31 protein-coding genes are annotated in these 25,357 nt (G+C 51.7%); 13 read left to right on the top strand and 18 right to left on the bottom strand.

Annotated features, from left to right (window positions below):
- Positions 1 to 47: 47 nt before the first annotated feature.
- The 14 genes from ACO6EE_RS07920 to ACO6EE_RS07855 form a co-directional block, all read right to left on the bottom strand.
- On the bottom strand, positions 48 to 407 hold the full coding sequence (locus ACO6EE_RS07920; protein WP_485960460.1) for an IS110 family transposase: 360 nt from the start codon (positions 405 to 407) through the stop codon (positions 48 to 50).
- A 175-nt stretch (positions 408 to 582) separates the two neighbouring features.
- Positions 583 to 870 carry a DUF2523 family protein gene (locus ACO6EE_RS07915; RefSeq protein ID WP_064106513.1) on the bottom strand — a complete coding sequence of 96 codons (288 nt, stop codon included), beginning with the start codon at positions 868 to 870 and terminating at the stop codon, positions 583 to 585.
- A 29-nt stretch (positions 871 to 899) separates the two neighbouring features.
- The gene (locus tag ACO6EE_RS07910; RefSeq protein ID WP_485960458.1) at positions 900 to 2,513 is read right to left on the bottom strand and encodes a virulence factor TspB C-terminal domain-related protein; all 1,614 of its coding nucleotides are present in this window, start codon (positions 2,511 to 2,513) and stop codon (positions 900 to 902) included.
- On the bottom strand, positions 2,485 to 2,757 hold the full coding sequence (locus tag ACO6EE_RS07905) for a hypothetical protein (protein WP_485960457.1): 273 nt from the start codon (positions 2,755 to 2,757) through the stop codon (positions 2,485 to 2,487). The genes ACO6EE_RS07910 and ACO6EE_RS07905 overlap by 29 nt, the downstream gene beginning before the upstream one ends.
- Positions 2,758 to 2,768: 11 nt before the next feature.
- On the bottom strand, positions 2,769 to 2,924 hold the full coding sequence (locus ACO6EE_RS07900) for a hypothetical protein (protein WP_164726771.1): 156 nt from the start codon (positions 2,922 to 2,924) through the stop codon (positions 2,769 to 2,771).
- A gap of 410 nt (positions 2,925 to 3,334) precedes the next feature.
- Complete coding sequence (locus ACO6EE_RS07895; protein ID WP_485960456.1) at positions 3,335 to 4,462, bottom strand: zonular occludens toxin family protein; 1,128 nt, start codon at positions 4,460 to 4,462, stop codon at positions 3,335 to 3,337.
- Positions 4,463 to 4,567: 105 nt separating this feature from the next.
- Positions 4,568 to 5,299, bottom strand: a complete 732-nt coding sequence (locus ACO6EE_RS07890) for a hypothetical protein (RefSeq protein WP_485960455.1) — start codon at positions 5,297 to 5,299, stop codon at positions 4,568 to 4,570.
- Entirely contained in the window at positions 5,296 to 5,601 is a 306-nt protein-coding gene (locus tag ACO6EE_RS07885) for a hypothetical protein (protein ID WP_485960453.1), read from the bottom strand. The genes ACO6EE_RS07890 and ACO6EE_RS07885 overlap by 4 nt, the downstream gene beginning before the upstream one ends.
- An 18-nt stretch (positions 5,602 to 5,619) precedes the next feature.
- Positions 5,620 to 5,829: a hypothetical protein gene (locus ACO6EE_RS07880; RefSeq protein ID WP_485960451.1), complete on the bottom strand. Its 210-nt coding sequence runs from the start codon at positions 5,827 to 5,829 to the stop codon at positions 5,620 to 5,622.
- An 84-nt stretch (positions 5,830 to 5,913) separates the two neighbouring features.
- Positions 5,914 to 6,063 carry a hypothetical protein gene (locus tag ACO6EE_RS07875; protein WP_485960449.1) on the bottom strand — a complete coding sequence of 50 codons (150 nt, stop codon included), beginning with the start codon at positions 6,061 to 6,063 and terminating at the stop codon, positions 5,914 to 5,916.
- Positions 6,064 to 6,338: 275 nt separating this feature from the next.
- The gene (locus ACO6EE_RS07870; protein ID WP_485960447.1) at positions 6,339 to 6,542 is read right to left on the bottom strand and encodes a hypothetical protein; all 204 of its coding nucleotides are present in this window, start codon (positions 6,540 to 6,542) and stop codon (positions 6,339 to 6,341) included.
- Positions 6,539 to 6,859, bottom strand: a complete 321-nt coding sequence (locus ACO6EE_RS07865) for a hypothetical protein (protein WP_485960445.1) — start codon at positions 6,857 to 6,859, stop codon at positions 6,539 to 6,541. Before ACO6EE_RS07865 ends, ACO6EE_RS07870 begins: the two co-directional genes overlap by 4 nt.
- A gap of 47 nt (positions 6,860 to 6,906) precedes the next feature.
- On the bottom strand, positions 6,907 to 8,211 hold the full coding sequence (locus ACO6EE_RS07860) for a replication initiation factor domain-containing protein (protein WP_485960443.1): 1,305 nt from the start codon (positions 8,209 to 8,211) through the stop codon (positions 6,907 to 6,909).
- Position 8,212: 1 nt separating this feature from the next.
- Complete coding sequence (locus ACO6EE_RS07855; RefSeq protein WP_485960441.1) at positions 8,213 to 8,500, bottom strand: hypothetical protein; 288 nt, start codon at positions 8,498 to 8,500, stop codon at positions 8,213 to 8,215.
- 250 nt (positions 8,501 to 8,750) lie between these two features.
- Between ACO6EE_RS07855 and ACO6EE_RS07850 the strand changes: the two genes are divergently transcribed.
- Together ACO6EE_RS07850 and ACO6EE_RS07845 are read left to right on the top strand one after the other, a co-directional pair.
- Positions 8,751 to 9,233, top strand: coding sequence for a hypothetical protein (locus ACO6EE_RS07850; RefSeq protein WP_485960439.1), 483 nt, complete (start codon positions 8,751 to 8,753; stop codon positions 9,231 to 9,233).
- The gene (locus ACO6EE_RS07845) at positions 9,230 to 9,520 is read left to right on the top strand and encodes a hypothetical protein (protein ID WP_485960437.1); all 291 of its coding nucleotides are present in this window, start codon (positions 9,230 to 9,232) and stop codon (positions 9,518 to 9,520) included. The genes ACO6EE_RS07850 and ACO6EE_RS07845 overlap by 4 nt, the downstream gene beginning before the upstream one ends.
- 60 nt (positions 9,521 to 9,580) lie before the next feature.
- Here ACO6EE_RS07845 and folP read toward each other — a convergent pair whose 3' ends face one another.
- Complete coding sequence (folP, locus tag ACO6EE_RS07840; RefSeq protein WP_485960436.1) at positions 9,581 to 10,423, bottom strand: dihydropteroate synthase; 843 nt, start codon at positions 10,421 to 10,423, stop codon at positions 9,581 to 9,583.
- A gap of 517 nt (positions 10,424 to 10,940) precedes the next feature.
- Here folP and ACO6EE_RS07835 point away from each other — a divergent pair.
- From ACO6EE_RS07835 to ACO6EE_RS07785, 11 genes are all read left to right on the top strand, one after another.
- Positions 10,941 to 11,297, top strand: coding sequence for a hypothetical protein (locus tag ACO6EE_RS07835; RefSeq protein WP_485960434.1), 357 nt, complete (start codon positions 10,941 to 10,943; stop codon positions 11,295 to 11,297).
- Positions 11,298 to 11,742: 445 nt separating this feature from the next.
- Positions 11,743 to 12,882 carry an RNA ligase RtcB family protein gene (locus ACO6EE_RS07830; RefSeq protein WP_485960432.1) on the top strand — a complete coding sequence of 380 codons (1,140 nt, stop codon included), beginning with the start codon at positions 11,743 to 11,745 and terminating at the stop codon, positions 12,880 to 12,882.
- A 351-nt stretch (positions 12,883 to 13,233) separates the two neighbouring features.
- Positions 13,234 to 13,536, top strand: coding sequence for a hypothetical protein (locus ACO6EE_RS07825; RefSeq protein WP_485960430.1), 303 nt, complete (start codon positions 13,234 to 13,236; stop codon positions 13,534 to 13,536).
- Between the two features lie 3 nt (positions 13,537 to 13,539).
- Positions 13,540 to 14,154, top strand: a complete 615-nt coding sequence (prfH, locus tag ACO6EE_RS07820) for a peptide chain release factor H (RefSeq protein ID WP_485960428.1) — start codon at positions 13,540 to 13,542, stop codon at positions 14,152 to 14,154.
- A 386-nt stretch (positions 14,155 to 14,540) separates the two neighbouring features.
- Positions 14,541 to 15,251, top strand: coding sequence for a helix-turn-helix transcriptional regulator (locus tag ACO6EE_RS07815; RefSeq protein WP_485960426.1), 711 nt, complete (start codon positions 14,541 to 14,543; stop codon positions 15,249 to 15,251).
- Positions 15,252 to 15,370: 119 nt separating this feature from the next.
- Positions 15,371 to 15,964, top strand: coding sequence for a glutathione S-transferase family protein (locus ACO6EE_RS07810; RefSeq protein ID WP_485960424.1), 594 nt, complete (start codon positions 15,371 to 15,373; stop codon positions 15,962 to 15,964).
- Positions 15,965 to 16,187: 223 nt separating this feature from the next.
- Complete coding sequence (dinB, locus tag ACO6EE_RS07805) at positions 16,188 to 17,273, top strand: DNA polymerase IV (protein ID WP_485960422.1); 1,086 nt, start codon at positions 16,188 to 16,190, stop codon at positions 17,271 to 17,273.
- Between the two features lie 179 nt (positions 17,274 to 17,452).
- The gene (gene pflB, locus ACO6EE_RS07800; protein ID WP_485960420.1) at positions 17,453 to 19,732 is read left to right on the top strand and encodes a formate C-acetyltransferase; all 2,280 of its coding nucleotides are present in this window, start codon (positions 17,453 to 17,455) and stop codon (positions 19,730 to 19,732) included.
- 195 nt (positions 19,733 to 19,927) lie between these two features.
- On the top strand, positions 19,928 to 20,743 hold the full coding sequence (gene pflA / locus ACO6EE_RS07795) for a pyruvate formate-lyase-activating protein (RefSeq protein WP_485960419.1): 816 nt from the start codon (positions 19,928 to 19,930) through the stop codon (positions 20,741 to 20,743).
- Between the two features lie 110 nt (positions 20,744 to 20,853).
- The gene (locus ACO6EE_RS07790) at positions 20,854 to 21,603 is read left to right on the top strand and encodes a DUF4261 domain-containing protein (protein ID WP_485960418.1); all 750 of its coding nucleotides are present in this window, start codon (positions 20,854 to 20,856) and stop codon (positions 21,601 to 21,603) included.
- A 135-nt stretch (positions 21,604 to 21,738) separates the two neighbouring features.
- Positions 21,739 to 22,011 carry a VOC family protein gene (locus tag ACO6EE_RS07785; protein ID WP_485960416.1) on the top strand — a complete coding sequence of 91 codons (273 nt, stop codon included), beginning with the start codon at positions 21,739 to 21,741 and terminating at the stop codon, positions 22,009 to 22,011.
- A gap of 167 nt (positions 22,012 to 22,178) precedes the next feature.
- On the opposite strand, the gene ACO6EE_RS07780 is transcribed toward ACO6EE_RS07785, so the two are convergent.
- From ACO6EE_RS07780 to trhP, 3 genes are all read right to left on the bottom strand, one after another.
- Positions 22,179 to 23,363, bottom strand: a complete 1,185-nt coding sequence (locus tag ACO6EE_RS07780; RefSeq protein WP_485960415.1) for a sugar transporter — start codon at positions 23,361 to 23,363, stop codon at positions 22,179 to 22,181.
- Between the two features lie 29 nt (positions 23,364 to 23,392).
- Positions 23,393 to 23,722, bottom strand: a complete 330-nt coding sequence (imm45, locus tag ACO6EE_RS07775; RefSeq protein WP_485960414.1) for an Imm45 family immunity protein — start codon at positions 23,720 to 23,722, stop codon at positions 23,393 to 23,395.
- A 103-nt stretch (positions 23,723 to 23,825) separates the two neighbouring features.
- A complete protein-coding gene (gene trhP, locus ACO6EE_RS07770) occupies positions 23,826 to 25,181 on the bottom strand; it encodes a prephenate-dependent tRNA uridine(34) hydroxylase TrhP (protein ID WP_485960412.1) in 1,356 nt (451 codons plus the stop codon).
- Positions 25,182 to 25,357: the final 176 nt, after the last annotated feature.

Genomic DNA, 25,357 nt, shown 5'->3' with positions numbered 1-25,357 from the left:
TTGTTACTTACTGGCAAGGTTCTCTGAAATAGCACCTTTTTTGTTACTTATGCCCATAATGGCGGATTTTCTTTTTCGCAATAATCGGCAATTAATTTCGCATCTTGTTTGTCGGTTTTTGTTCGTCTTAATCTGTATTCTGCGTATAGCTTGATAGAAAGCGGATTGATTACACTGATTTTGATTCCTGAGTCATGCAATGCGCTGGCAAGCGGAAAGTAATAAACGCCGGTGTATTCGCAGCAAGCATGAATCTCTTTACTTTGTTGCTGATAGTTTTTTATGCGCTCAATCAATTTTTCTATTCCTGCTTGATTGTTCATGACCCGAATAAAATCATCTTGACCATTGAAATATGCATCTATAGTCAATTTAGATATATCTAATCCAAGTACGATTTTTTGCATGATGCAATCCTTATATTGTGTCTGTGGACAAAGATACCGTATTGATTTTTGGCATAAGTAAAGCCACACCCGCCAATCTTTCCCTTTGTTTTCTAACAAGGCTAAATGTAGGCATGATGCGGCTTTATGGTTTAAGCAAGTTTTAAGCCGTTTAGAATATCTATTCTATGTTGCTTTATTTCTGGCGGAAGATGCTGCCGAGCTTGGCTACTGAATTGAACGATACTAGAAAGGCCACTGCACCCAGTATCCAGTTTAGAGCTACCCCTAGGCCGCCAATGTACATAATCTGAACGGCGGAAAGTGGAGCAGCGGATAGCTGGCTAGTCAGGGCGTTAATCATTTGAGTTTGGAGCAGGTTTAGGCCGGTATAAGAAATGGCGGATATACCTAAGGCCATGATGATTTTGCCCGCTAAGGTGGTTAGAACTGCGGTAAACATTCCAGCAAGGGTTTTGCCCATCTTTGGTTCCTTTCGTTTCTTCAGGTAGCCTAACGGCGGTTAAGGGCGCTAAACACCATCAAAAATGCGGCAGTCATGGCCATCATGATAATAAACGGGCGTGCTTTGCGGGCTGTGTCGCACATTGGTTCGTAACTCATTCTTTGCTGCGTTCCCGCTATGCTGAAAGAGGTGGGAGCGGGACAGGCTGCATCTGTATTAAAGATATGCAGCGGAGATAGGGCGATATTGATGTTTTGCTGTGGTAATACTAAATCCTGATAGTCGGTATTGCCCATAGGCGCACACATCAAGCTATTCGGGTTTTGCGCACAAATATCGGGCTTTTCTGATGTACTGCCTTCTTTTTGCGGGCGGGTATCCTGCTGGCCTTGTTGATGCTGTGCAGCCACTTCGGCACGGGTAGGAGCTTGGCTGCTGTTGGCAACCAAATCGGGGCGCTGGATTGTGTTTTGTGTAATGCTGCCGTTATTGTTCACAATGAATTGTGTTTGTTGGGCTTGGTTTGAACCCTCTGGAGTAAAAGGCTGGGTCAGGAAAGTATTATCGGCAGGACTGCCCGTTACCATGCTTTGAGTATTGCCGGGGCCAATCACACCGGCGCCCCAAAGGGCATTAATTAATTCTGTGTGATTTCGGTTGTTATCATTCAGCATCTGTTCAAGCAGGCGGGCTACTTCGGCTTCCCTTGGTACAAGTTCAGATAACTGAGGCAAATTTCTCAAGTTGTAATCTCGTATATCTTGGGCAGTTGCAAACTTTGCCCGCAATTGCACCCAATTAAAATTGTTAATTGGCAGCTGGGGCATAATTTCCACCGCACCTATACGAATAGGCCAGCTTTGTTCTATGTTCTTGCTTTGAAGAACAACACCTGTCTGCCAGCGCTTTTGCCGAAAATCTGCTTTACTTACTAAAACTTGCCTGCTTAATCGAGGAATCCCCTCGCCAAACTCGTTAATCGTAAGTAAAACGTAATCCGAATAATTAGCAGGGTTAATCTGCTCAGGATGGGGGACGGCTTGATATTGGCTAAATTGCTGTTGTGCCTGTTGCAATGCTTGCTGTTGTAATTGCTGATTCATCTGCTGCATATCGGGATTGCCGTAAAGACTATCACGCACGTTTCCGCCAAAGCCTGTCCAGTCAAACAGCCTTGCGGTGGCATCTGCAACCATGCCCCAATCGCCATTCTCAAAACCGCGGCTGTACATTTCAGAAACGCCTTGGGCTTTGAGGTTGGTTAGATGTTGGTTGGCGATTTGCAGAACATAGATAGAGCCTAGGCCTTGGGCTATCCTAGAATTAGCAGGCATGGCGGTTTGTGTTTGGATCTGGCCGCGGGCGACGTTGCCGTAATTGTCGTAAAGATTGACGGGGTTGGTTTTGGTGCCAACTAGGCCACCGGCGCCGCGATTGACATTCTGGAATCTATCAACCCTAGCCACACCAGAATTCATATCATAAGACCAATTACCATTAACAGAGTTATACCCTGTCAATAACTGACCATTTGGCGCAGCAGCTAAACGCTGCATAGAAGGTACATTTTGCGGTGGATAGGCTGGCACATCTGCCCATACCGGCACCGCTACACTCAGCAGAGAAAATAAACTAACCCACCTCCACTTGAAGCCTGTCATAACTCTTTTGTAACCGTTCCAAAGCATCATTAAAACTCTCATCAAATAAATGCCGGTTAGCGCGCAATACAGCCAACTGCGCCGGACTCATCATTACGCCCAAATATACCGGTTTAGAAAAATCTGGCTGCCCATTCGGTACCAAACTGTTATACCCATTCACGACAAAAGTCAGATAATTATTAAAATTCGTTGCATAACTGCCGCCATCAGGCTGCATCAAAAAACATTGATTCCAATCCATTTCAAGCCCCCTTATTCCGCATAATTAGCCATATAAAAACCATAGGCCAAAGCCGCCAAGAACAGAACTAACAAGACCCAAGCGAGCTTGTCACCAAAACCACTTGTCATCTTCTTACCGCTGGCAATATAAGAAAGAGCTAATAAAATCAATAAAGCCCAAATCATTTTACTGCAACCTTTCATTACAAAATTAAACGAAAGGCCAGCTTAACCAATCCGGGCAGGTTTGGCTACCTTTTCAGGTAGCCTCATGCCATTTGCAGCACCCCTGCCGCGCTATCGCTTGGCGGATACCTGCCGAAATCGACTGCAAGCAGTCAATTCCGCCAGGCATCTAATCCAAACACACAAAGGAAACCATTAAAAATCCCTGTAATAACCGTCTAAAACCCTTACCCCCAACAAAGCCCCTTGTGATTCCGCCAGTTTCCTAGATAACTCATAATCTAAAAAAGTCATTGATATAGGCGAATGCCTATCCTCACTCAAATACAAAATAACCGAATAATAGCCATTAACCATTTCAATCCTTATAAACGGATATTCACATTTCATCTTGTCATCCTTCCTAAAACCTATTGCCCCATAGTCCCCCTAATTTCCGCATGTGCCATGGTAGCCTTAGCAGGACTATCCAAGCTCAGGACACTTGCCCCGCTGCCGCCGCCATAACTGCCCTGCGGTGCGTTGTCAGCGGTTTCCTGCCGTGCCTTATAGGGGTTGTATATGCCGTTTTTAACGTAGTTTTGACATTGCTTGGCAGGCAGATCTAAGGGTGTGGCCTGTTCTGTGTAACAAGTGCAGCTTGTATCGGTTTGCACACAGGCAACAGGGTAGGGCATGGTTTGGATATTGCGGTTATGGTTGTTATAGATGGGAGCAGTCCAAGGCTGGCCATCTATGGCAGGCTGCCAATCTTCAGGCTTCAGGTTGTTATCAGACGGTTGCTGATTGGCCGCTGATTGATCGGCATAGCTGCCGGCCGGCTGATACTGGCCGCCTTGCTGTTGCTGGTAATTTTGCGGCTGCTGTTGATATTGTTGGGCTTGTTGCTGTTGGGCTTGTTCTGGATGAATTTTGCGCTGATAGCTTGCCCAAACGTAGGACATGAGATAGCCGACTATGACAATCACAACGGGGATGGTGTAGATCCACGCGCTAACCGAGCCTTTAAGCTTGGTGTGTTCACTGGCTGATTTGTACATACCGAATACGCTTTTTTTCGGCATGAATATGCTGTTTTTGGCTTCGGCCACATCTGCCCGGGCTTCCGGGTTAGCGCAACGCTGCCAGTAGGAAACACGGCGCAGGCCGAGCATGGTGCGGCTGATGTTGCGATGTTCCCCGATCAGGCTTCTTAGATGGACGTCAATCAACCGCGGATGCTGCGTGAGTACAAAGATATCAATACCCTTATGGCGATGCGTTTCAAGAGCCTGTACATAGTCGGGTACTTTCGCCCCCGCGGGGCGCGGACGAAAGACCCGCTGTGCTTCATCAATAACGAGTATCGAACCATCCGGCGCCCATTGGTGCCATGTTTCCATACTTTCGCCTTCGGGTACTTCTTCATGTTTAACCTGTAATTCCGGAATGCCGTCAACATAGACCGGCCTATTCTGCAAATCTTTGCGATTGAGCAGCATATAGACCATGAGGGAGGTTTTGCCCATGCCGGGCAGACCTGTAATCAGTGAAATCATTGTTGTTTACCTTTGAGTTTAAACACTGGCCGCAGTTTTACAAAAACATGATGATGGCGGGAATAACCACGGCAAAACCGGCTAGAAAGTAGATTTCAGGTGGCATTATTGGTTTTCCTGTTGCAATTCCTGTTTGATTCGTACCACACGCTCATCCAACGCACCGGAGTTAGCCTCAGCCTCCCAATCATCTGATTCGGCAACAGCTATTTCTAAAGCTTCATCATCTAGCGACATATCGTGTTCCGGCGGCTCATCATCAGATTCAGAAGGTTCATACTCTTCAGCCAACCTATCCGCTTCCTCTAATTCCGCAATACGGCTATAAAACTCATCCGAACCGTATTCATGACCTTCTTGCAAAGCGGCACTGGCATTGATTTCCCACCGCTCATTTTCTAAATCGTATTGCAAACCCGGATCTTCTTCAGGGCTATCCGGCATATTGTCGGGCGGTTCTTCTCCGTCAAAACCTTCATATTCAGCTAATGGCTCACTACTTGGAATATATGTTTCTTGTTCTTCTTCACTCATTGGATCTTGATCCAAGTTTTCCAATCCGTTTTCATTGAGTGCATTTGCTTCTTTAAATTCGCGGCGGCTTTTTCTAAAGCCAAGAGCATCCATAATGGCGCTTCTAAACAAACGAAGAGCGGCATAGAAAGCCAGCCCAATCAATGCCCATTGAACCACTTGGGCACCGATCAAATACATATCGGTTTGAATGGGTGCGGTATGTTGCTGAACACTGGTAGAAACAGCTTTAGCGGGATAGCCCCCGCCCTTAACCATTTCAATGCCTTTTTTCGGTGGCTGAATTTTGTTCAGATCGCTCATTTTTCGGGATTTTCATTGGTTTGCCGGAATACGCGGATTGTCCAACGGACAACGAAGGCGAAAGCGGCAACTGATATGGCGACTGAAGCGACTAGGGCGCCATCTGTAATGTAGGCGGCCGGATCGCACGGCGGGAAAGTGAGCTTGACTTCCTGCGAGCCGTAATACCACTTGCCGTTTTGATAGACGGGAGTTTTTAGGCTCCCATCTGCGGTAATGGCGGGCACCACTTGGGACATTTTGTAATCGGACGCTTCCTGCACAGAGCCGAAGCATTGACCTCCTGCCAAATAGCCTTCCATGATGCCTGCCCTTACTCTTTACACCGCGCGTTTGATCAAACGGATACCGGCGATGAAGGCGATACCGATCAGGCCGAGACCTACGGCAATACCGCCAACAGAAGCCAGGTCAGCTTTGAAATCGCCAGTAGCGGCGGTTACTGCATCGGCTACCGCACCAGCAGAAGCGTTAGTAGCGATGAAGGCGGAGGCCATAACGGCCAGGGCTGTTGCTTTATGTTTCAACATGATGTTTTCCTTTAAAACAAGTTTTTGTAATCGGGCATTGACTTGATTAACGCCGCCCGGATAGCGTTAATTTCTTAAAAACAGTCAGAACGGGATAAATTCGGCATCTTCGTCAAATACGCCATCCGGATACTCTTCCTGAAGCTCTTCCCAAGTATGGAAATCATCTACCATTTCAGCATCGTCGATTTCTCCGACGGCTTCTTCAAATTCTTCATAACTATAAAATGGCATTTTTACTCCTCTCGAAAAATTAATGGATCGTGAAAGATTTTTCAGTTACTTACCGGATAACGTTAATGCTTCAAAACAAAACAAAGAAGCAGTAATGCTAATATCATCCCTATGTTTTGAATCAGCATATCGACTAATTCTTGCTGTTTGACCAGCGGAACGATTATGTTTGCAATACCGGTTAACATTTCTGCTTCCAAAAAAATTGGTGGGCGGCTTCTCAAAGGTTTAATGTCGCTGGCCGCCCGGCAACGACAGAAAGCCCCTTAAGTTATTTAATAAATTACAGGCTCATATAGAGAATAAATGGCGATAGTTCTTAAACTGCTATCTATATTTCTTGCATGTTCTAAAGCAATATTTAGATTTTTAAATCTAAAGGCTTCATCTAATTTGCGGACGTATTCTATACCGCCTAAACCATCATCCCCTATAAACGCGCCTTCCGTTAATTCCTGAATAACGAATACGACTTTCATAAATCCCCATATTTGATACTATCTTTAGGATCTTGGCGAGCTTTTACTTTCAAGTTTTTCAGGTTTAATTGTGGCTTGCCTGATTTAAGTTCTATTTCCAATTCAAGTTCACAATCGACAGGAAATTTATATTCACGCAAACCTAAATAATTGCTACTTTTTCCGTAATTAAGTTCGGTTACGTTTAAGCCGCATTCGTTTTCGGCTTCGCTTGGCACGTCCATCAATACACGGACTTTGCAGGTATCAAATTCACGGCCTTCAATCGTGCCTTTGAATTGTTTTGCGCCAATGAGGGTTGCTTTTTGTACAAACATGGTTACTACTCCTTTTAAATAATCGTCTGATGTGCCGGATAGGGCATCTAGCCGCTATATCCGCAGACGGGGTTAAGAAACTTTTCAGAAATACAATCAATTTTTAAAAGCTGGGCAAAGTGCTGCCCGGGATGAACGCTTTTTGGAACGCCAGCTTCAGGATCAAATAAGCGCATAATCTCTTCCGTGGACTTACCGAGTTCAAGCAGCATATTGACGGCACGGCTTCCCTGCATACGCAAATATTTAATACTATGCTCAATCCCTGCCTGAACCATGCGTTGTTTGATGGCGATTTTCTTGGGCTGGGATTGGGCGAATACGCCGTTTTCACCAAATAGACGATTTAATTCGGGATATTGTGCAGATAGGTAATCGCCCGGATGAATGACAACATCTAGCGGAATAACTAAATCATTGCTTCTTAATTCGAGTTCACAACGAACCCAAGGGCTTTCGCTATCGCCTAGCTGTTTGCCTTTTTCATAAAAGCGGAGCATGCGGGAAGATAGGCGAGTACCGACATAAAGCGTTCTGCCGTGTTTAGTTTCGTTGTACCAATCATCGCCTTCTAGTCTTAATTTCGGCTTAGTAATGGAATTAGTAAAAGCGCTATTTTTATAAGCGGTCAAAGCATCATTAACGCTGTATTCACCGCTTAGGAAATCATGGGCTAAATCAACGCGAGTAAAGCGAAAGCCTTGAACTTCCTTCATTTGCGTACAGTTATACAAACGCCGTTCCCAGCCGTCTTTTGCTGCATTTAGACCAGTCGCCGTTAGTTCTACGCATAAACTGGATTGATTAGACGGGTTAATACCGCCACCAATGCACAAAACACCATAACTAATTTCATGATTGCCGATGTTGTAACTGCTACTATAAAAATTAGCTGACTTTTCACGATCATGGGACACGCCGAAACCAAAGATTTCATGAAGGAATAGAGACATGCGGGCTACGATTTCTTCTTGCTCGTTGGTTTGGGCGTCAAATAATCTGTTTAAGGTTTCTTTTTCGAGAACAAACGTTAATTGATCGATAAAGGCAAAATGGCCGTTAATGCCACGCCTAAAGATTTCTTCAACGGCTTTGCCTTTGCGAATTACGATGCGGCGATATTTTTCACTCACTGCCCGCTGTTTTTGTAACTCACCCCCTGTTAGCGTGGGGGGGGCTAATCGAGCAGCTTTAATATCTACGCCCCAACGCTCTTTCATGCGCTGCTCGAACGCTGCATAAGCCGCGGAGCGTTCGGCGTCGCGCTGGCGCGCTGCCGCCAACCGCTCCGCAGCCTGCCGCCGCTCACCTTGGCCGCTGACTTGATCTAGTCTGTTCTCGATGCGCTCCATTTCAAGCAGCCTTTTCTAAGGGTGGAAGGATTTGTTCAAATTCAGATTGGGAAACGTTGCGAAAGAATGGAACTTCAAGTTCCACGGAATCAAAAATAAATTGTCCGTAAATATCTAAAAGCTTTTGCAGGCGATCTGCCGGCTCATCTTGATTGATAATTTCGGCAAAGAGGATATAACTCCGATCAGGCGTTATATTTAAAGAAACCGTAAGTTCACAGAACAAGCCTTCTTCCGGACGGCCTATGCTTGCGGTAATATTTGGATAGGTAGGAAGTTGATAAGACATGAAAAAAGCCCCTTTGAATTAGCTTAATCAAAGAGAGCTAGTCCAGCCTTACAATGTAGATAATGCCTGTTTGGCAAAGATACCGTCAGGACTAGCCCCCGACGGCGCGAAATATATAAGGCTACCTGAAAAGTGAGGCTCCGGTGAAGTAGAAATACAGTGCAGCAGTGTTTCTGGTCAGCTGATAGTTTTCAGGTGGCTTGATTGAATGCTGATGTGTGGCTTGTTGTTAGGGAAAGAGAGATAAACTGTGGAAGAAATTGATCTGCTTTTTTTTAGAATGAAACGGCTTATGAATATCAATGAACCGTTTGAAGATCGGCATCGTTACCTATTGGATCGTCTCAGTCATGTCGGTGCGCCGTTTGGATTAAAAGGTGTGGATTTAAGCAGCTTAAAAATGCCACATCGCGAACAGCAAAAGCCATATGTTAAATATAAACATCCTGATACGCCGCGTGTGTCTCAATGGTATGAGTATGAAAGACGTGTTGATTACGGAAGACCAGAACTTGATGAATGTTATTTCAGCGGGATAGACAAAATATGGTATGAGTTCAAGCCTGGCTATAAAAAGGTAAATTTTCATGATGTGGCTTATAGCCACTTCCCGCAAGTGATTGAAATTTTCGAGCCACGAGCAGCTGAAAATTTTATGCTGGTTACGCTATTTATTATGAGTATGGTTATCGACCGGGCGAATCACCGACCTGTGATTCTATTGGCCGTATGATTTCCATCGTTCCCGCCTACAACGATTTAAGGGCCCGCGGCATCACCCCTAACGGCCGCAACAATATCTACACCCTCAGCCCCGCCTGTTATTGGGATAAGGACCTGTGCCAAACCGCCTTGGGCTACGGCCGCGACGAAGTCATCTGCCGCCTTGCAGGGAAAGTGCCCGATGTGCGCCCGCTGGCTGATGGGGTGTACATCATCTTCAACGACAACCACTTGCTCTCCTTCGATGACTTCCTCGCCATCCAGCACACTTTCAAGCCGATACTCGGTTTGCAATAGGTAGGACTGATGAAAAGGCTACCTGAAAATTTCAGGTAGCCTTTTTAATGCCGCAAGAGTCTAGTGCAATGCTTGCCACACTTTCAGTGCATCAGCGGTGGCTTTCACGTCGTGAACGCGCAGGATGGCGGCACCGCGTTCGGCGGCATAGAGGGCAGCGGCTACGCTGCCGTGGATGCGTTGTGCTGGGTCGGTCTCGCCGGTGATTTCGCCGATCATGCGTTTACGCGATACGCCGATGAGCAGGGGAAGGCTGGTTTGTGCCTGCAGATCGGGCAGGTGGCGCATGAGTTGGATATTGTGTTGGAGGTTTTTGCCGAAGCCGATGCCGGGGTCGAGTACGATGCGTTCGGAGCGGATGCCGGCGGCTTGGCAGGCTTGGGCACGGGTTTTCAGGTAGCCTGCCACTTCGCTTACCACATCTTGGTATTGCGGGTTGTTTTGCATGGTTTTGGGCAGGCCTTGCATGTGCATTAGGCAGATGCCGGTGTCGGGGTGGGCGGCGAGCAATTCGATGGCGCCGCTGTCTTCCAAGGCAGATACGTCGTTGATGATGTCGGCTAGGCCATTACCGAGCAGGCGTTGCATGATGTCGGTGCGGCGGGTATCCACGCTGAGGGGGACGTCCCATTTGATGATTTCGCTCACGATGGGTTGCAGCCGTGCCCATTCTTCTTCGGGGGAGACGTGGGCGGCACCGGGGCGGGTGGATTCGCCGCCGATATCGAGAATGTGAGCGCCTTCGGCCAGAAGGCGTTCGGCATGGGCGAGGGCGGCGCTGCTGCTGCGGGAGTAGGTGCCGCCGTCGGAGAAGGAATCTGGGGTAAGGTTGATGATGCCCATGATTTTGGGCGTAGATAAGTCGATGCTAAAACGTCCAGCTTGCCAGATGGGTTGTGTCATGTGAGGCTACCTGAAAAAGAGGGAAAACGGGATTATAAGCCTACGTTGTGTAAAGGTCTTCTTTGCTGTGCTGGTAGTGGAAATAGAGTGGGTGCGGTACGTTTGAAACAAAAATAGCTGAAAAAATAGCGTTATGTAGTGAAAAGGATTGGCTGATTTGGTAATGCTTTGTTGTGTATAATTTTTTGATTTTTATTGGTTATTTCCCCGTTGAGAAGAATATCGTGGCGCTTGAATGTATGTGCTTGAGGCTGCTATGTATTAAATACATACAATTATGCCGGTGTTAATATTTACTTTGAAATGCAAAAGGCATATACTGCGATTCAGTGTTGAACATGGCAGAAAAGCTTTTCCAGCCAGCTGCCTAGTTTGGCTCACTAACAGAAGTAGGTGATATTTTTGGGATAATAAAGCCTGCCAAACCTTCCTGAGTTACAAAATAGAGAGTATGAATTGGTTTCGGGAAGTATAAACTGTTTGTTTTTATTTTGTTTTTGTGGAGATCTTGTAGAAAATGAATTACGATAAAACCGTAGCGGAAATGCTGAACGTGGATGGCGCCCTGGCTGCCGCAGTAGTGGATTACTCCAGCGGCATGTTGTTGGCCGGTGGTGGCAGCCCTTCCATTGATTTGGAAATTGCCGCCGCAGGCAACACTGAGGTGATGCGTGCCAAAAACAAAACCATGCAGATGCTTGGCTTGAAAGATGAAATCGAAGACATCTTGATGACTTTGGGCACTCAATATCACCTGTTGCGTCCGCTGCCCCGTCATGACGGTCTGTTCCTGTACTCTGTGCTGGATAGAAGCAAAGCCAACTTGGCTTTGGCTCGCCGTTCTCTGGTTAACGCCGAACGCAACATGGGCTAATTGCCATATTCGAAACCGGCTGTCTATAACCAGACAGCCGGTTTTTATTGTTTGCTACACCGGATATGTTGCGGGAAAAATACCACAATCCGCCCGCCTTTTCTGCTGCGCACTTGCCGTAGCCCATATATGGCCGCTACTATGCGCGGGTTTTCATTATTTATTCACCACTGCAAAGAAAGGAGCTGGCTATGCCGTACACTTCAATCCTCCGTTCAATCCTTTGCAGCTCAGAAGCCTAAGGCCATTCCCTTTTTCTGTGCCGCCCGCTTCGGGCTGCTTTCTCCCTAATTTTGCAAACTGCATTTGATGCGCTGCTTTGCCGCGCCTGCCGTTTGCATTCTGCGGATAAACTTGTCTGTTGTTTCAAGCTATTGCCACCGTATTTACGTGTGCTTGGCAGAGCTGTGCGCAAACGGATTTATCCGCCGCAAGAAAGTACATTATGGGCACACAAAATCCCAAAATCATTTCTGAAAACATTGTTTTAATAGCCGATTCAAATACCTGGATTGAAGGCAACGCCATCCAACAACTCCAAACCACTGCCCGCCTGCCGCAGATGCGCCGAGTGGCCGGCATGCCCGATTTACACGCCGGGCGCGGTTATCCCATCGGCGCGGCATTTTTCAGCTTTGGCCATTTTTATCCCGCGCTCATCGGCAACGATATCGGCTGCGGCATGGCGCTGTGGCAAACCGATTTGGCCGCACACAAAGCCAAACCCGCCAAGCTGGCCAAACAGCTCGGCAGCATCGATGCGCCGCTGGATGAAAGCTGGCAGGCGCGGATTAACGAAATCTTGCCGCAGCATCCTTTTCAGGTAGCCTTAGGCAGCATTGGCGGTGGTAACCACTTTGCCGAATTGCAAACTGTGGATACCGTTTACCGCCCCGAAAGGCTACCTGAAAACTTCGATACCGACTGCCTGCAACTGCTCGTGCACAGCGGCTCGCGCGGGCTTGGCCAGCAGATTTTGCGCCGCCATGTGGAGACGCACGGCCATCAAGGGCTACCTGAAAACAGCCCCGAAGCCGCCGCCTACCTGGCCGAACACGACGATGCGCTGGCTTTTGCCCGTGCCAACCGGCTGCTGATTGCCGGGCGCATGCTGGAGCGTTGGCATACCGAAGGCCGCTGCCTGCTTGATGTGCACCACAACTTCCTGCAACAGGCCGAAATCGGCGGAGAAACCGGCTGGCTGCACCGCAAAGGCGCCACGCCATCCGACTGCGGCCTGGTGCTGATTCCCGGCTCGCGCGGCGACTACAGCTATTTAGTCGAACCGGCCGCCGATTGCAATATCACCCTCAATTCGCTCGCCCACGGTGCAGGCCGCAAATGGCAGCGCGGCGAATGCAAAGGCCGCCTGTCGCACAAATACAGTGCCGACAGCCTGCGTCGCACCGCTTTCGGCAGCATCGTGGTGTGTGCCGACAAAGCTTTGGTGTACGAAGAAGCCCCGCAGGCTTATAAAAACATCGACAGCATCATCGAAGCCATGCGGCAGGCCGGCTTGATTGAGCCGATCGCTCGCCTCAAACCGGTGCTTACTTATAAAACCAGCGGTGGCTGTGGGGAGTGAGGCTATGAAAATCATCAGTAAATTTAAAGATTTTTATGATCACAAAGTGGCCAAATACGGTATCGATCCCGTGCTGGTGTTCGATCGCCGCCAGCCGCTAGATGCTGAAATTCTGCGCAGCCTACCTAAGCCGCCTGTCGAATGGCAGCAGGAATTTGGCAGTTGTGCCGTGATATCCGAGCTGTATATCGGCAACCTGCGCGTGTTTCTGTTTGCTGCTGAGAAGCGGATGTACAGCTCATACGACATCGATATCGTGTATCTGCAACACCGCCGCCACCGCTTTTCCCTGAGTATGGTGCGCTTTCTCGACGGCTGCGAATATTGCCTGCCGCAATGCTATAACTACTATTGGCCGGGGTATCGCCACTACCAAACGCCCGACTTCAGCCCCCGCCGCTGCTGCTCGCCTATTATGCCGACCCAAACCGACCCACCCGGCTCGACAGCCGCCAAAGTTTTGCCGAAAACCCGCAGCTCTCCGGCCTCGGCGTGTATATCGACCCCGATATCGTGTGGCAGCACCTCTGTGAATACCTCTCGCAGCTCAAAAGCGAGGCCGAAACCAGCCCGCTCGTGTCCGATCAAGACAAAATCGGCAACAAAGGCTTCGATGCCAAGTATTCGTTCCGGCCGAAAATGAAAAGGAAATAACCCATGATTTATCTGCAAATTTCCACCGCCCAAGGCCCGGCCGAATGCCAGATGTTTGCCCGTTTTGCTCTGCAAAAAATCCTGTGCGAGGCCGAAGCGGCAGGCGCGCAGGCCGAAATATTGGAACAAACCCCGAGCAAACATGGCATCCTCTCTGCCGTGCTCAAACTCTCCGGCAGCCGTGCCGAAAGCCTGGCCGCAAGCTGGCAGGGCACGCTGCAATGGATCTGCCCCAGCCCGCTGCGGCCGCAACACCCGCGCAAAAACTGGTATATCGGCGTATTCAGGCTACCTGAAATTCCCGCGCTGCCGGAAAGCGAAGGCATCGAATTCCAAACCTGCCGTGCCGGCGGCAAAGGCGGGCAGCACGTGAACAAAACCGAATCCGCCGTGCGCGCCGTCCATCTCGCCAGCGGCATCGCCGTGCGCGTTGAGGGTGAGCGCAGCCAGCACGCCAATAAAAAACGTGCGTTGGAACTACTCGCGTTCAAGCTGGCCGAACACCACCAAACCGCCCTGCGACAGCATGCCGCCGATGCGCACAAATCGCTCTACCAAGTGGAGCGCGGCAATCCGCGGAGAGTGTTTAAGGGGGAAGGTTTCCGTGAGCAAGGGTGATGGCTATGGCGGCTAGAGTGGATTTGCTTTGAATCCGGGCAATGTGGCGAGCCGTGCATGGATCGGGCAGTGCGGTCAAGCGAACCAACAGCTCTGGTTTAAAATAAATTCATGCTAAAAGGCTACCTGAAACTTTCAGGTAGCCTTTTTCGGTGAGCTGAACCATCATGCGGCAAGTGCCACGCCGTTGCTGGTATTGGCTTGTTCTTATCAGTTTTCAGGTAGCATGTAGACAGCTCTATCCGATGGGAAGCGTATCGGCTGATTGGTTGGAGCTTATCCAACTTGCCGCTGCCATCTGCAAACGCGGTATCATTCCTATTATTTTCAGGTAGTCTTCCATACAAGCCACTCAGGCTACCTGAAAACCCATCCGGAGATTCATCATGGCCAGCCGTACCGACCGCTTGCTCAAACTCTTGCAGCTGCTGCGTGCCAGCCGCCATCCGAAAAGTGCGCGGCTGTTGGCGCAGGAGTTGGGCATCAGCGTGCGCTCGGTGTATCGTGACATCGACACGCTGCGCGGGCAGGGCGCGGTGATTGGCGGGGAGGCGGGCGTGGGTTTTGTGTTGCAGCAGGACTGCAATCTGCCGCCGCTGATGTTTAGCGAAAACGAGCTGGAGGCGTTGATGCTGGGTATGCGTTGGGCCGCGGCGCATGCCGATGGCGAAATGGCCGAGGCGGCGCGTTCGGTTTTGGGCAAGGTGCACGCGGTGTTGCCAACGCGCCTGGCCGAGCAGGCGGCGGCACATGCGGTGTATCCGATGGGCGGCACGGCGTATGGGAGCGGCGAAGGGCAGGTATTGGCGCTGGTGCGGCAGGCTTTGCGGCAGGAAACGGCGCTCAGCTTCAACTACACGGATTTGCAGGGGCAGGCCAGCCGGCGCACGGTATGGCCGGTGGCGTTGGGCTATCTGGACGAAGTGCGGCTGTTGGCGGCTTGGTGCACCTTGCGGCAGGCGTTTCGACATTTCCGCTGCGACCGCATCACGCAAGCCCAAACCGGCGCGGCCTATCCGATGCCGCATCGGCTGTTGCTGCAACGCTGGCGGCAGCAGGAAGGGCTGGATTTGAGTGCGTTTGATTTGAGCCGCTAGTGTTGATTTCATTTTAGCTATGACCTTGGCTGCTGACAAAAACTGACACAGCCACAGCGTATCATGGCTGCACTCCAGACTACCTGAAAACACAATCAACTGTTTTAAAAGGAAACATCATGAGCAAAATCACCCTCTATACCGTGCACCCTTCGCGCGGCAACAATGTACGCTGGATGCTGGCCGAATGCGGCGCGGATTACGACACCGTGGCGCTGGATTTCCCGCAGCTCAAAAAGGCAGGCTATTTAGCCATCAATCCGATGGGCAAAGTGCCCGCCATCGCGCACGCCGGGCAAGTGATTACCGAGCTGCCCGCCATCCTCACCTATCTGGCCGAGCTGTTCCCCGAAAAAAGACTGGTCCCCTCCGTCGGCACGCCGGAGCGCGGGCAATACTACCGCTGGCTGTGGTTTGGCACGCAGCTCGAATACGCCATCCTCGACCGTTGGCAACAAGTGCCGCAGAGCGAAGAGCGCCGCCGCGCGATTGGCTACGGCGATTTCGATACTGCGTTACACACCCTGCAAACCCTGCTGGCCGACGGCCGCGAATACGCCCTGGGGCAGCACTTTAGTGCACTCGATTTATACTTGAGCGGCCTCTTGGCCTGGGGCATGTTCCGCACCCAAGTGGTGCCAAACGTGGAGCCGTTTGCAAGCTATATGCAGCGGCATTTGCAACGGCCGGCAGCGCAGGCAGCGCAAGGGTAGGGTACAGCTGTGAAAAAGGCTACCTGAAAGTGGAGCAGAGTTTTGATGAGGCTAACTTTCAGGTGGCCTTTATAGCAGGAGTGTGATACAGAACTTTCATGGTCAGATCAGCAAGCAGAAGGAGGGTAGGATCGCGTACAACTGTATTGCTGAGATGAGGCTACCTGAAATGAGATTGCCTCATCCGTTATAATCCTTATCTTCCTTATTCACACCTCCCGCCATGCCTGCCGCCCGCAAAATCATCCACATCGATATGGACGCGTTCTACGCCTCGGTAGAGCTGCGCGAGCAGCCGCATCTGCGCGGCAAGCCTTTGGTGGTGGCTTGGGAGGGCAGCCGTTCAGTGGTGTGCGCCGCTTCTTACGAGGCGCGGCGTTTCGGGCTGCATTCGGCCATGCCCGCCGCCACTGCGCGGCGGCTGTGCCCGCAAGCCGTGTTTGTGCCGCCGCGCTTTCATCTGTATCGTGAAGTGTCACAGCAGATTCACGCCGTGTTCCGGCAGCACACCGATTTAGTCGAGCCGCTCTCGCTGGATGAAGCCTATCTGGACGTTACCCATAACAAGCAAAACCTGCCTTATGCCAGCGAAATCGCCACTGACATCCGTGCCGAAATCCTGTGCCAAACCGGGCTCACAGCCTCCGCCGGTATCGCACCGAACAAATTTCTGGCCAAAATCGCTTCCGATTGGCGCAAGCCAAACGGCCAATTCGTAATCCCGCCGCCGCGCATCGCCCAATTTCTGCTCACACTGCCGCTGGGCAAAATTCCCGGCGTGGGCAAAAAGACGCTGCAAAAAATGCACGCCCTCGGCCTGCAAACGACCGGGGATTTGCAAAAAATGCAGCGCGGCGAATTAGTTAACCTGTTCGGCCGCTGGGGCTACCGCCTCTACGACCTCGCCCGCGGCATCGATAACCGCCCCGTGCAGCCGCAGCGCGAGCGCTTGCAGATCTCCACCGAAATCACCCTGCCGCAGGATTTGCCGCTGAGTAAAATCGTTCGCCACCTGGCTGATTTGGCGCAGGATTTATGGGCGCAGGCGCAGCGCAAGCAAGTGCAGGCGCACACGCTCACGCTCAAGCTGAAAACCGCCGATTTCCACATCCTCACTCGTTCGCAAACCTATTCCTCCGTCCTGCCTGATGCTGCCGCGCTGGAGCAGGCTGCTCGACAGCTGGCTCAGCGCATGCCCGCCGGCCGCGACTACCGACTTATCGGCCTGGGTATCAGCCACTTTTTGCCACAGGGCAGCCAGCCGGAATTATGGGCAGAGCAGGGTATAGATACAGGAAAGACTACCTGAATCACTTTTGTTTCTAGTGTATTGATAAATAATGAATAAAATATATAATTTGATTTGTATTAATAAAATACCGATTAACTAGAGTTTCCTGCCCTAAGTGGCATGGGGCGTGCTATTCTCTATGGTGAATTTTAATTGGCAACGTTATTTTATTTACTTATACTAAACAGGAGGTTAATATGGCTTCAGTAATAGAACGCCCGGCTGCCTGGGCAGGCTTTGCCGGTGGCGATTGGGAAAACAGCATCGATGTGCGTGATTTCATCCAGAAAAACTACACCCCTTATGAAGGCGATGGCAGTTTCTTGGCTCCGGCCACTGAAGCCACCACCAAGCTGTGGGCGGAAGTGATGGAAGGCATTAAGGTTGAGAATAAAACCCACGCGCCGTATAAGATTGATGCACAAGTTGTTTCCGGTATCACCAGCCATGCGCCCGGTTATATCGATAAAAACTTGGAAACCATCGTTGGTCTGCAAACCGACGAGCCGCTGAAACGTTCCATCATGCCTTTCGGCGGCCTGAAAATGGTGAAAGATTCTTGCAAAATCTACGGTGTGGAACTGAATCCTGAAGTGGAAGAAATCTTCACCAAATACCGCAAAACCCACAACCAAGGTGTGTTTGATGTGTATACGCCCGACATCCGCCGCTGTCGGAAATCTGGCGTTTTAACAGGCTTGCCCGATGCCTACGGCCGTGGCCGCATCATCGGCGACTACCGCCGTGTGGCGCTTTACGGTATCGACCGCTTGATGGAAGATAAAACCGAGCAATATCATTCTTTGCAAGCTGATTTGGAAGCCGGCAAAAACTTGGAAAGCGTTATCCGCCTGCGCGAAGAAATCAACGAGCAGCACATTGCGCTGAAACAGATGAAGGAAATGGCCGCTTCTTACGGCTACGATATTTCCGGCCCGGCTAAAAACGCACAAGAAGCCATCCAATGGACTTACTTCGCCTACCTCGCCGCGGTGAAATCGCAAAACGGCGCAGCCATGAGCTTCGGCCGTGTGTCTTCTTTCTTGGATATCTACATTGAGCGCGATCTGAAAAATGGTGTGATCACCGAAAGCCAGGCACAGGAATTCATCGACCACCTGGTGATGAAACTGCGTATGGTTCGTTTCCTGCGCACACCGGAATACGATCAGCTCTTCTCCGGCGACCCGATTTGGGCTACCGAATCCATCGGCGGTATGGGCTTGGACGGCCGCACGCTGGTAACCCGCACCAACTTCCGTGTGCTGCATACCCTGTACAATATGGGCCCGTCTCCCGAGCCGAACATCACTGTACTGTGGTCTGAAAAACTGCCGCAAGGCTTCAAAGAGTTCTGCGCCAAAGTGTCGATCGATACTTCGTCTATCCAATACGAAAACGACGACCTGATGCGCCCCGATTTCAACAGCGACGATTATGCCATTGCCTGCTGCGTGAGCCCGATGGTAGTTGGCAAGCACATGCAGTTCTTCGGTGCACGTGCCAACTTGGCCAAAACCCTGCTGTATGCAATCAACGGCGGTGTGGACGAAAAATCTAAAGACCAAGTCGGCCCGAAAACCGAGCCGATTAAAGACGAAGTGCTGGACTACGACACCGTGTTCGAGCGCATGGATAAATTCATGGATTGGTTGGCCACTCAGTATGTTACCGCACTGAACTGCATCCACTACATGCACGACAAATACAGCTACGAAGCCGCGCTGATGGCTTTGCACGACCGCGATGTGCGCCGTACCATGGCTTGCGGTATTGCCGGCCTGTCTGTGGCTGCCGATTCGCTGTCTGCCATTAAATATGCCAAAGTGAAACCGATCCGCGATGAAAACGGCATTGCCGTGGACTTTGAAATCGAAGGCGAATACCCGCAGTTCGGTAATAACGACGACCGCGTGGACAGCATCGCCTGCGATTTGGTAGAGCGTTTCATGAAGAAAGTGTCCACTCACCCGACCTACCGCAACGCCATTCCGACCCAATCGGTGCTCACCATCACGTCTAACGTGGTATATGGTAAGAAAACCGGTAATACCCCGGATGGTCGTCGTGCCGGTGCGCCGTTCGGCCCGGGTGCCAACCCCATGCACGGCCGTGATGTGAGCGGTGCGGTGGCTTCGCTGACTTCTGTAGCCAAACTGCCGTTTGAGTTTGCCAAAGACGGTATTTCCTACACCTTCTCCATTATCCCTGGCGCGCTGGGTAAAGACGAAAGCTCCCGCGAACGCAACTTGGCCGGTATGATGGACGGTTACTTCCACCACGAAGCCGGTGTGGAAGGCGGTCAGCACCTCAACGTAAACGTGCTCAACCGCGAAATGTTGATGGATGCGATGGAACACCCGGAAAAATATCCGCAGCTCACCATCCGCGTGTCCGGCTATGCCGTGCGCTTCAACTCGCTCACCAAAGAGCAGCAGCAAGACGTGATCACCCGCACCTTCACCAGCCGGATGTAATCATGCCCAGCTAGCTGGAATCAGTGCCGGAATCCCTTCCGGCACTTTTGTTTATTCCAGTTTTCAGGTAGCCTCACTCCTGTGCCCAGGTTACCTGAAAATTTATAGCCCAAGCAGGGCAGAGTGAACTTTCAGCCCGCTGCCCAAACACTCAAAGCCATCAAGGCTACCTGAAACCAACACACGCCAACCACTATGCCAGAAGCCATACCCATTAGCCCCGATACTCCGCTGAAAAAACAGCCCGACACCCGCGCCCGCCCCTACGAAGGCATCGGCTACGTCCACTCCGTAGAAACCGGCGGTGCCGTAGACGGCCCCGGCCTGCGCTTCGTCCTCTTTATGCAGGGTTGTCTGATGCGCTGCCTTTATTGCCACAACCGCGATACTTGGGATAGGCACAGCGAAAAAGAGCTGCACTTCACCGTGCCCCAGCTCATGCAGCAAGTGCTCTCCTACAAACACTATTTCCGCGCCACCGGCGGCGGCGTAACGGCCACCGGCGGCGAGCCCCTGCTGCAATACCAATTCATCCGCGATTGGTTTGTGGCCTGCCGCGAGCACGACATCCATACCTGCCTCGACACCAACGGCTACGCCCTACACTACGATAGCGCCATGGAAGAGCTGCTGGACAACACCAACCTCGTCATGCTCGATCTCAAACAAATCGATCCCGAGATTCACAAAGTGCTGGTTGGTATCCCCAACACCAAAGTGTTGCGCTTTGCCCGTCATCTGACCGAACGGGGCCAGCCCACCCGAATCCGCTATGTGGTTGTGCCCGGCTACACCGACGATGATCGCTCCGCCCACCTGCTCGGCGAATTTATTGCTGATATGCCCAACGCCGACACTGTGGAAATCCTGCCCTACCACGAACTCGGCGCCCACAAATGGGAGCTGTGCGGCGACGAATACAAGCTCAAAGGAGTGTCTCCACCGCCCAAAGAAACCATTCTGCGGATCAAAGAAATCATCGAAAGCTACGGCAAGCAAACCATCGCGTGAGCTTGTTTTGAACAGGCTACCTGAAAAGTTGCTAACACATTTCAGGTAGCCTTTTTGCCGCTATCCCCCTTATACTGCCCACTTTCCCACTCACTCCCGAAAGGCTCATCATGCGCCACGCCCAAGGCTTCGTCCTGCTGAAAGAAAACCGCTTCGACCCCGCCCGCTTCCTGCATACCCTGCAGCACGAATGGGGCATCAGCCCGGATGAAGGCGAAGACATCACCAATGAAGACGGCATCCTCAACTTCAACGTGAACGGCCTGCTCTGCGCCCTTTCTCTCATGCCCGTGCCGCTGCCCGACGGCGAAGCCGAACAAAACGCCGCTTTTAATTACTACTGGCCGGAAGCCGTGGAAGAAACCGCTAAGCATCAGGCGCACATCCTGCTTGTCGTGATGCCTCTTGGCGAAACAGACGCCACCCCGATCGACGTGATGAGCCTCTACAGCAAACTGGTCTGCACTGCCCTGGCCGACGAAAACAGCATTGGCATCTACACCTCCGGCACCGTTTTCGCCTCCGATTTTTACCGCGACGTATGCAGCAGCCTGCACGAAAGCGAACTGCCCATCCCCGCCTGGATCTTTATCGGCCTCTACGGCAGCGAAGAAGGCAGCAGCGCCTATACCATCGGCCTAGAGCAATTCAACAAAATGGAGCTCGAAATTCTCAACAGCGAACACGAGCCTGCCGACTTGCATGCCTTCCTGTGCAGCATCTGCGACTACCTCATCTCGCAAAACGTCACCCTGCAAGACGGCGAAACCATCGGCTTTTCCGCCGAAGAGAGACTTACTATCACCCGCTCTCCCGCTGTAGCCGGTGTGGCTGAAGAAACTCTGAAAATTGACTACTAAGCCACGTTGATTCAGGCGCTTTAGCGGCGGTGTTAGCAGCTGTTTGATAAGGAGAAAAATCATGAAATACGAAAATTTTTCTTTCCTGCCGATGATCTTGCTGCGAGCTGTCGCGTTTACCAAGAAGTCCTGGATTTGCCCGTTAAATTCGACTTTTCCGAAAGCGGCATGGTAGCTTTTCGGGTAGGTGACGAAGAAGCCGCCATTATTTTGAAGGAGCGGAAAAAGTTTCCTGATATAACTCCTACTTTGTGGATTGAAGTGGAAGATGTGCGGGTAAAATATGCCGCATTGCAGGGTAGGAATATCCGCTTCCTAAGCGAGCCGTTCCGTATCCGTACCGGATGGGCGGTGGAGTTTGTCGATCCGTCGGGCAATCGGTTGGGGTTTGTTGATTATCAGGAATAAACGCAGATTAGAGCGCCCATGGAATCGAAAAGATTATGAGTATCTAGCGCATAGATAAAGGCTACCTGAAAGTGCCGGCAAGCATTTTCAGGTAGCCTTTTGTATGGCAGGCAGTAGTTGAGTTGGTTGTTGTTAGCCAGTCTTTTTATCGACTCGGCCACTCAATCTCAAGCCGGCTTTGTTTTAAAGCCAAGCTGCGTCCACGCGAATACCGCCAGCGCGGCAACGGCGAGGACGGCGCCCACCCAACCCAGCGTGCCCAGCCCCCAGTGGCGCGAGATGATGCCGCCCAAGAGTGCGCCGCCGCCGATACCGATGTTGTAGCTGCCAGAGTAAATCGCATTGGCCACATCGGTGGCATCCGGCGCATAGCGGATTACGTGGGCAACCATGCTCAAGCCCAACACGCCGATGCTGATGCCCCACACCAACGCGAGTGCAAACATAGCCATCGTGCTGCCGCCCAAGGGCTGAAACAACAGCAATGACACCAGTAGCAAGGCGGCGGCGCTGAGCAGGGTAGGGTTGGGGTGTTTCGGGTAGAAGCGCGAATACAGCCAGCTCGCCATCATGCCCGACAGGCCGAACACCAGCAGCACCGCCGTGGCTGTATCCGGCGGCATATGGGTGATTTCCAGCACATAAGGCTCGATGTAGCTATAGGCCGTGAAATGCGCGCTTACAATCAGCACCGCCATCGCATACATTCCTAGTAGGTGAGGGCGTTTGGCCAAGAGCGGCAAGCTTTTGAGCGAACCCGCGTTTTTGCTTTCCAGGCGCGGCAGAATTTTGGCCAACAGCACCATCACACCCAAGGCCAGCACGCCGATCAGCGCGAAGGTAACCCGCCAGCCCAGCCACTGTCCCACCAACCGCCCCAGCGGTAAGCCCAACACCGTGGCCATAGACGTGCCTAAAGAGAGCCAGCCTAAAGTCTGCTGCCGCCTGCCCACGGGTGCCAAGCGCATCACCAGTGAGGCGGTAATGGCCCAAAACAGCGCGTGGGTAAAGGCGATCAGCACGCGCGAAGCCAACAGCACGGGAAAGCTCCATGCCACGGCCAATAGCCCGTGCCCGGCCACAAACACGGCAAACAACGCAAGCAGCAGCCTTCGCCGCTCCGCATTGGCCACCAGCAGCATCAGCGGCAACGAAGCCAGCGACACTACCCAGGCATACACTGTAATCATGATGCCCGTGTCGGCGGCAGACATATTGAAGCCCTTGCCGATATCGGTGAGCATGGCGATGGGGATGAATTCGGTGGTGCACACCACAAAAGCGGCCACCGACATAGCGAACACGCGCAGATAGGCCAGCAGAATGGGGGCGTGGGGGTGATGTTTGAGCATGGGTGTATTTGGAAAACGCAGGAATATTTTCAGGTAGCCTTTATCGGCTGGGGAACGGGATAATTTTCTATCAGATAAACCTCTTCGGCACGGCAACTTTCATATATCCATCGATTCCAATTATCCGCCACCCATTCTCGGCTGATACCTGACGCGCCAGCCAGCTCGGCTTCTTGCGGCAGTTTCACCAAAATCAATCCTGCCTTATGCCCCGTGGCAACCAGCAAACCAAACCTTCTGTCGCCATCTGGCAGCTCCACCAACATCAAATCAACATATTCCTCATGCGGGTAGGCGCCAGGCAGGCGAAGAACCATTCCGCGACTCAAATCGCCGTGATAATCAAGCAGTTTTTTCATGATTGAGCCTTATGCCAGTGCTGGGCATTTCCGAAATATAGGCTACCTGAAATGATGGACAACAGTTTTCAGGTAGCCTTTAAACCCTGATCCGGCAGGCGGATTAAGGGTTCAAGATTCTGGCAATCAGCGCCTTATCCTTGCCCGCCATATTCGGAATCTGCACCTGAATACCGTTGCCGGGAGCCACTTCCACAGCTTTGCCCCTGCGTTTCATGGCTTGCAGCACAACGGTTTGGTTGCCTTGCGGGTGGATGATTTCCAGCGTGTCGCCCACGGCGAAGCGGTTTTTCACTTCCACGGTGGCCCAGCCTTCGGTGTCGATTTCGGTAACGTGGCCGACGTATTGGCTTTGTTTGGCCACGGAATGGCCGGTGAGGTAGTTTTGGTAGTCTTGCGTTTGGTGGCGCTCGAGGAAGCCGGAGGTGTAGCCGCGGTTGGCAAGGCCTTCGAGTTCGGCCAGCAGGCTGTAGTCGAAGGGGCGGCCGGCTACGGCGTCGTCGATGGCTTTGCGGTAGGCCTGGGCTACGCGAGCAACGTAGTACACGGATTTGGTGCGGCCTTCCACCTTGAGGCTGTCCACGCCGATGCGGGCGAGCTCGGCCACTTGTTCTACGGCGCGCAGGTCTTTGGAATTCATGATGTAGGTGCCGTGTTCGTCTTCCATAATCGGCATCATTTCGCCGGGGCGGTTGCTCTCTTCGATGAGGAAGATTTTATTGGCGGCGGGGTGGCGCACTTGGCCGTTGATGCCTTCGAAGGCAGCGTTGGCTTCTTCTTGGGCTTTATTGAAATCAAAGCCTTGCAGCAGTCGGGCGTCGCCCATTTCGTCGATTTCGGCGGGGTGGACTTTATAGTCCCAGCGGCAGGAGTTGGTGCAGGTGCCTTGGTTGGGGTCACGGTGGTTGAAGTAGCCGGAGAGCAGGCAGCGGCCGGAGTAGGCGATGCACAGCGCGCCGTGTACGAACACTTCGAGCTCGATATCGGGGCATTCTTGGCGGATTTCGGCGATTTCTTCTATGCTCAATTCGCGCGACAAAATAATGCGTTCCACGCCGATACGCTGCCAGAATTTCACGCCCCAATAGTTGGTGGTGTTGGCCTGCACGGAGAGGTGGACGGGCATATCCGGCCAGCGTTCGCGGGTAACCATAATCAGGCCGGGGTCGGCCATAATCAGCGCGTCGGGCTTCATGGCAACCAGCGGTTCCATATCGGCCACAAAGGTCTTGAGTTTGCTGTTGTGCGGCAGGGTGTTGACGGTGAGGTAGAACTTTTTGCTGCGCGCATGGGCTTCGGTAATGCCGGCCTGCAATACGTCGAGTTTGGCGAATTCGTTGTTGCGGGCGCGCAGGGAATAGCGCGGACTGCCGGCATACACGGCATCGGCGCCGTAATCGAAGGCGGTGCGCATGCGTTCGGGGCCGCCGGCGGGGAGGAGGAGTTCTGGAGCTTTCATGGCGTGGTTTAAATGGGGTAAGGGAGTAATCGGAATAAAAGCGTTTTGCTTTCAGGTAGCCTTTAAATTATTCGGAGATGCTTTAAACGATTTTCAGGTAGCCCCTTAAGCAGGCTACCTGAAAACGAAGTTTCTGCGAAGCTAAAACGAAGTTTCTGCGAAGCTAAAACGAAGTT

This window comes from Eikenella sp. (assembly GCF_057315495.1).
Note: the sequence above shows the minus strand (reverse complement) of the source record. Positions and strands in the feature narration are given on the sequence as shown.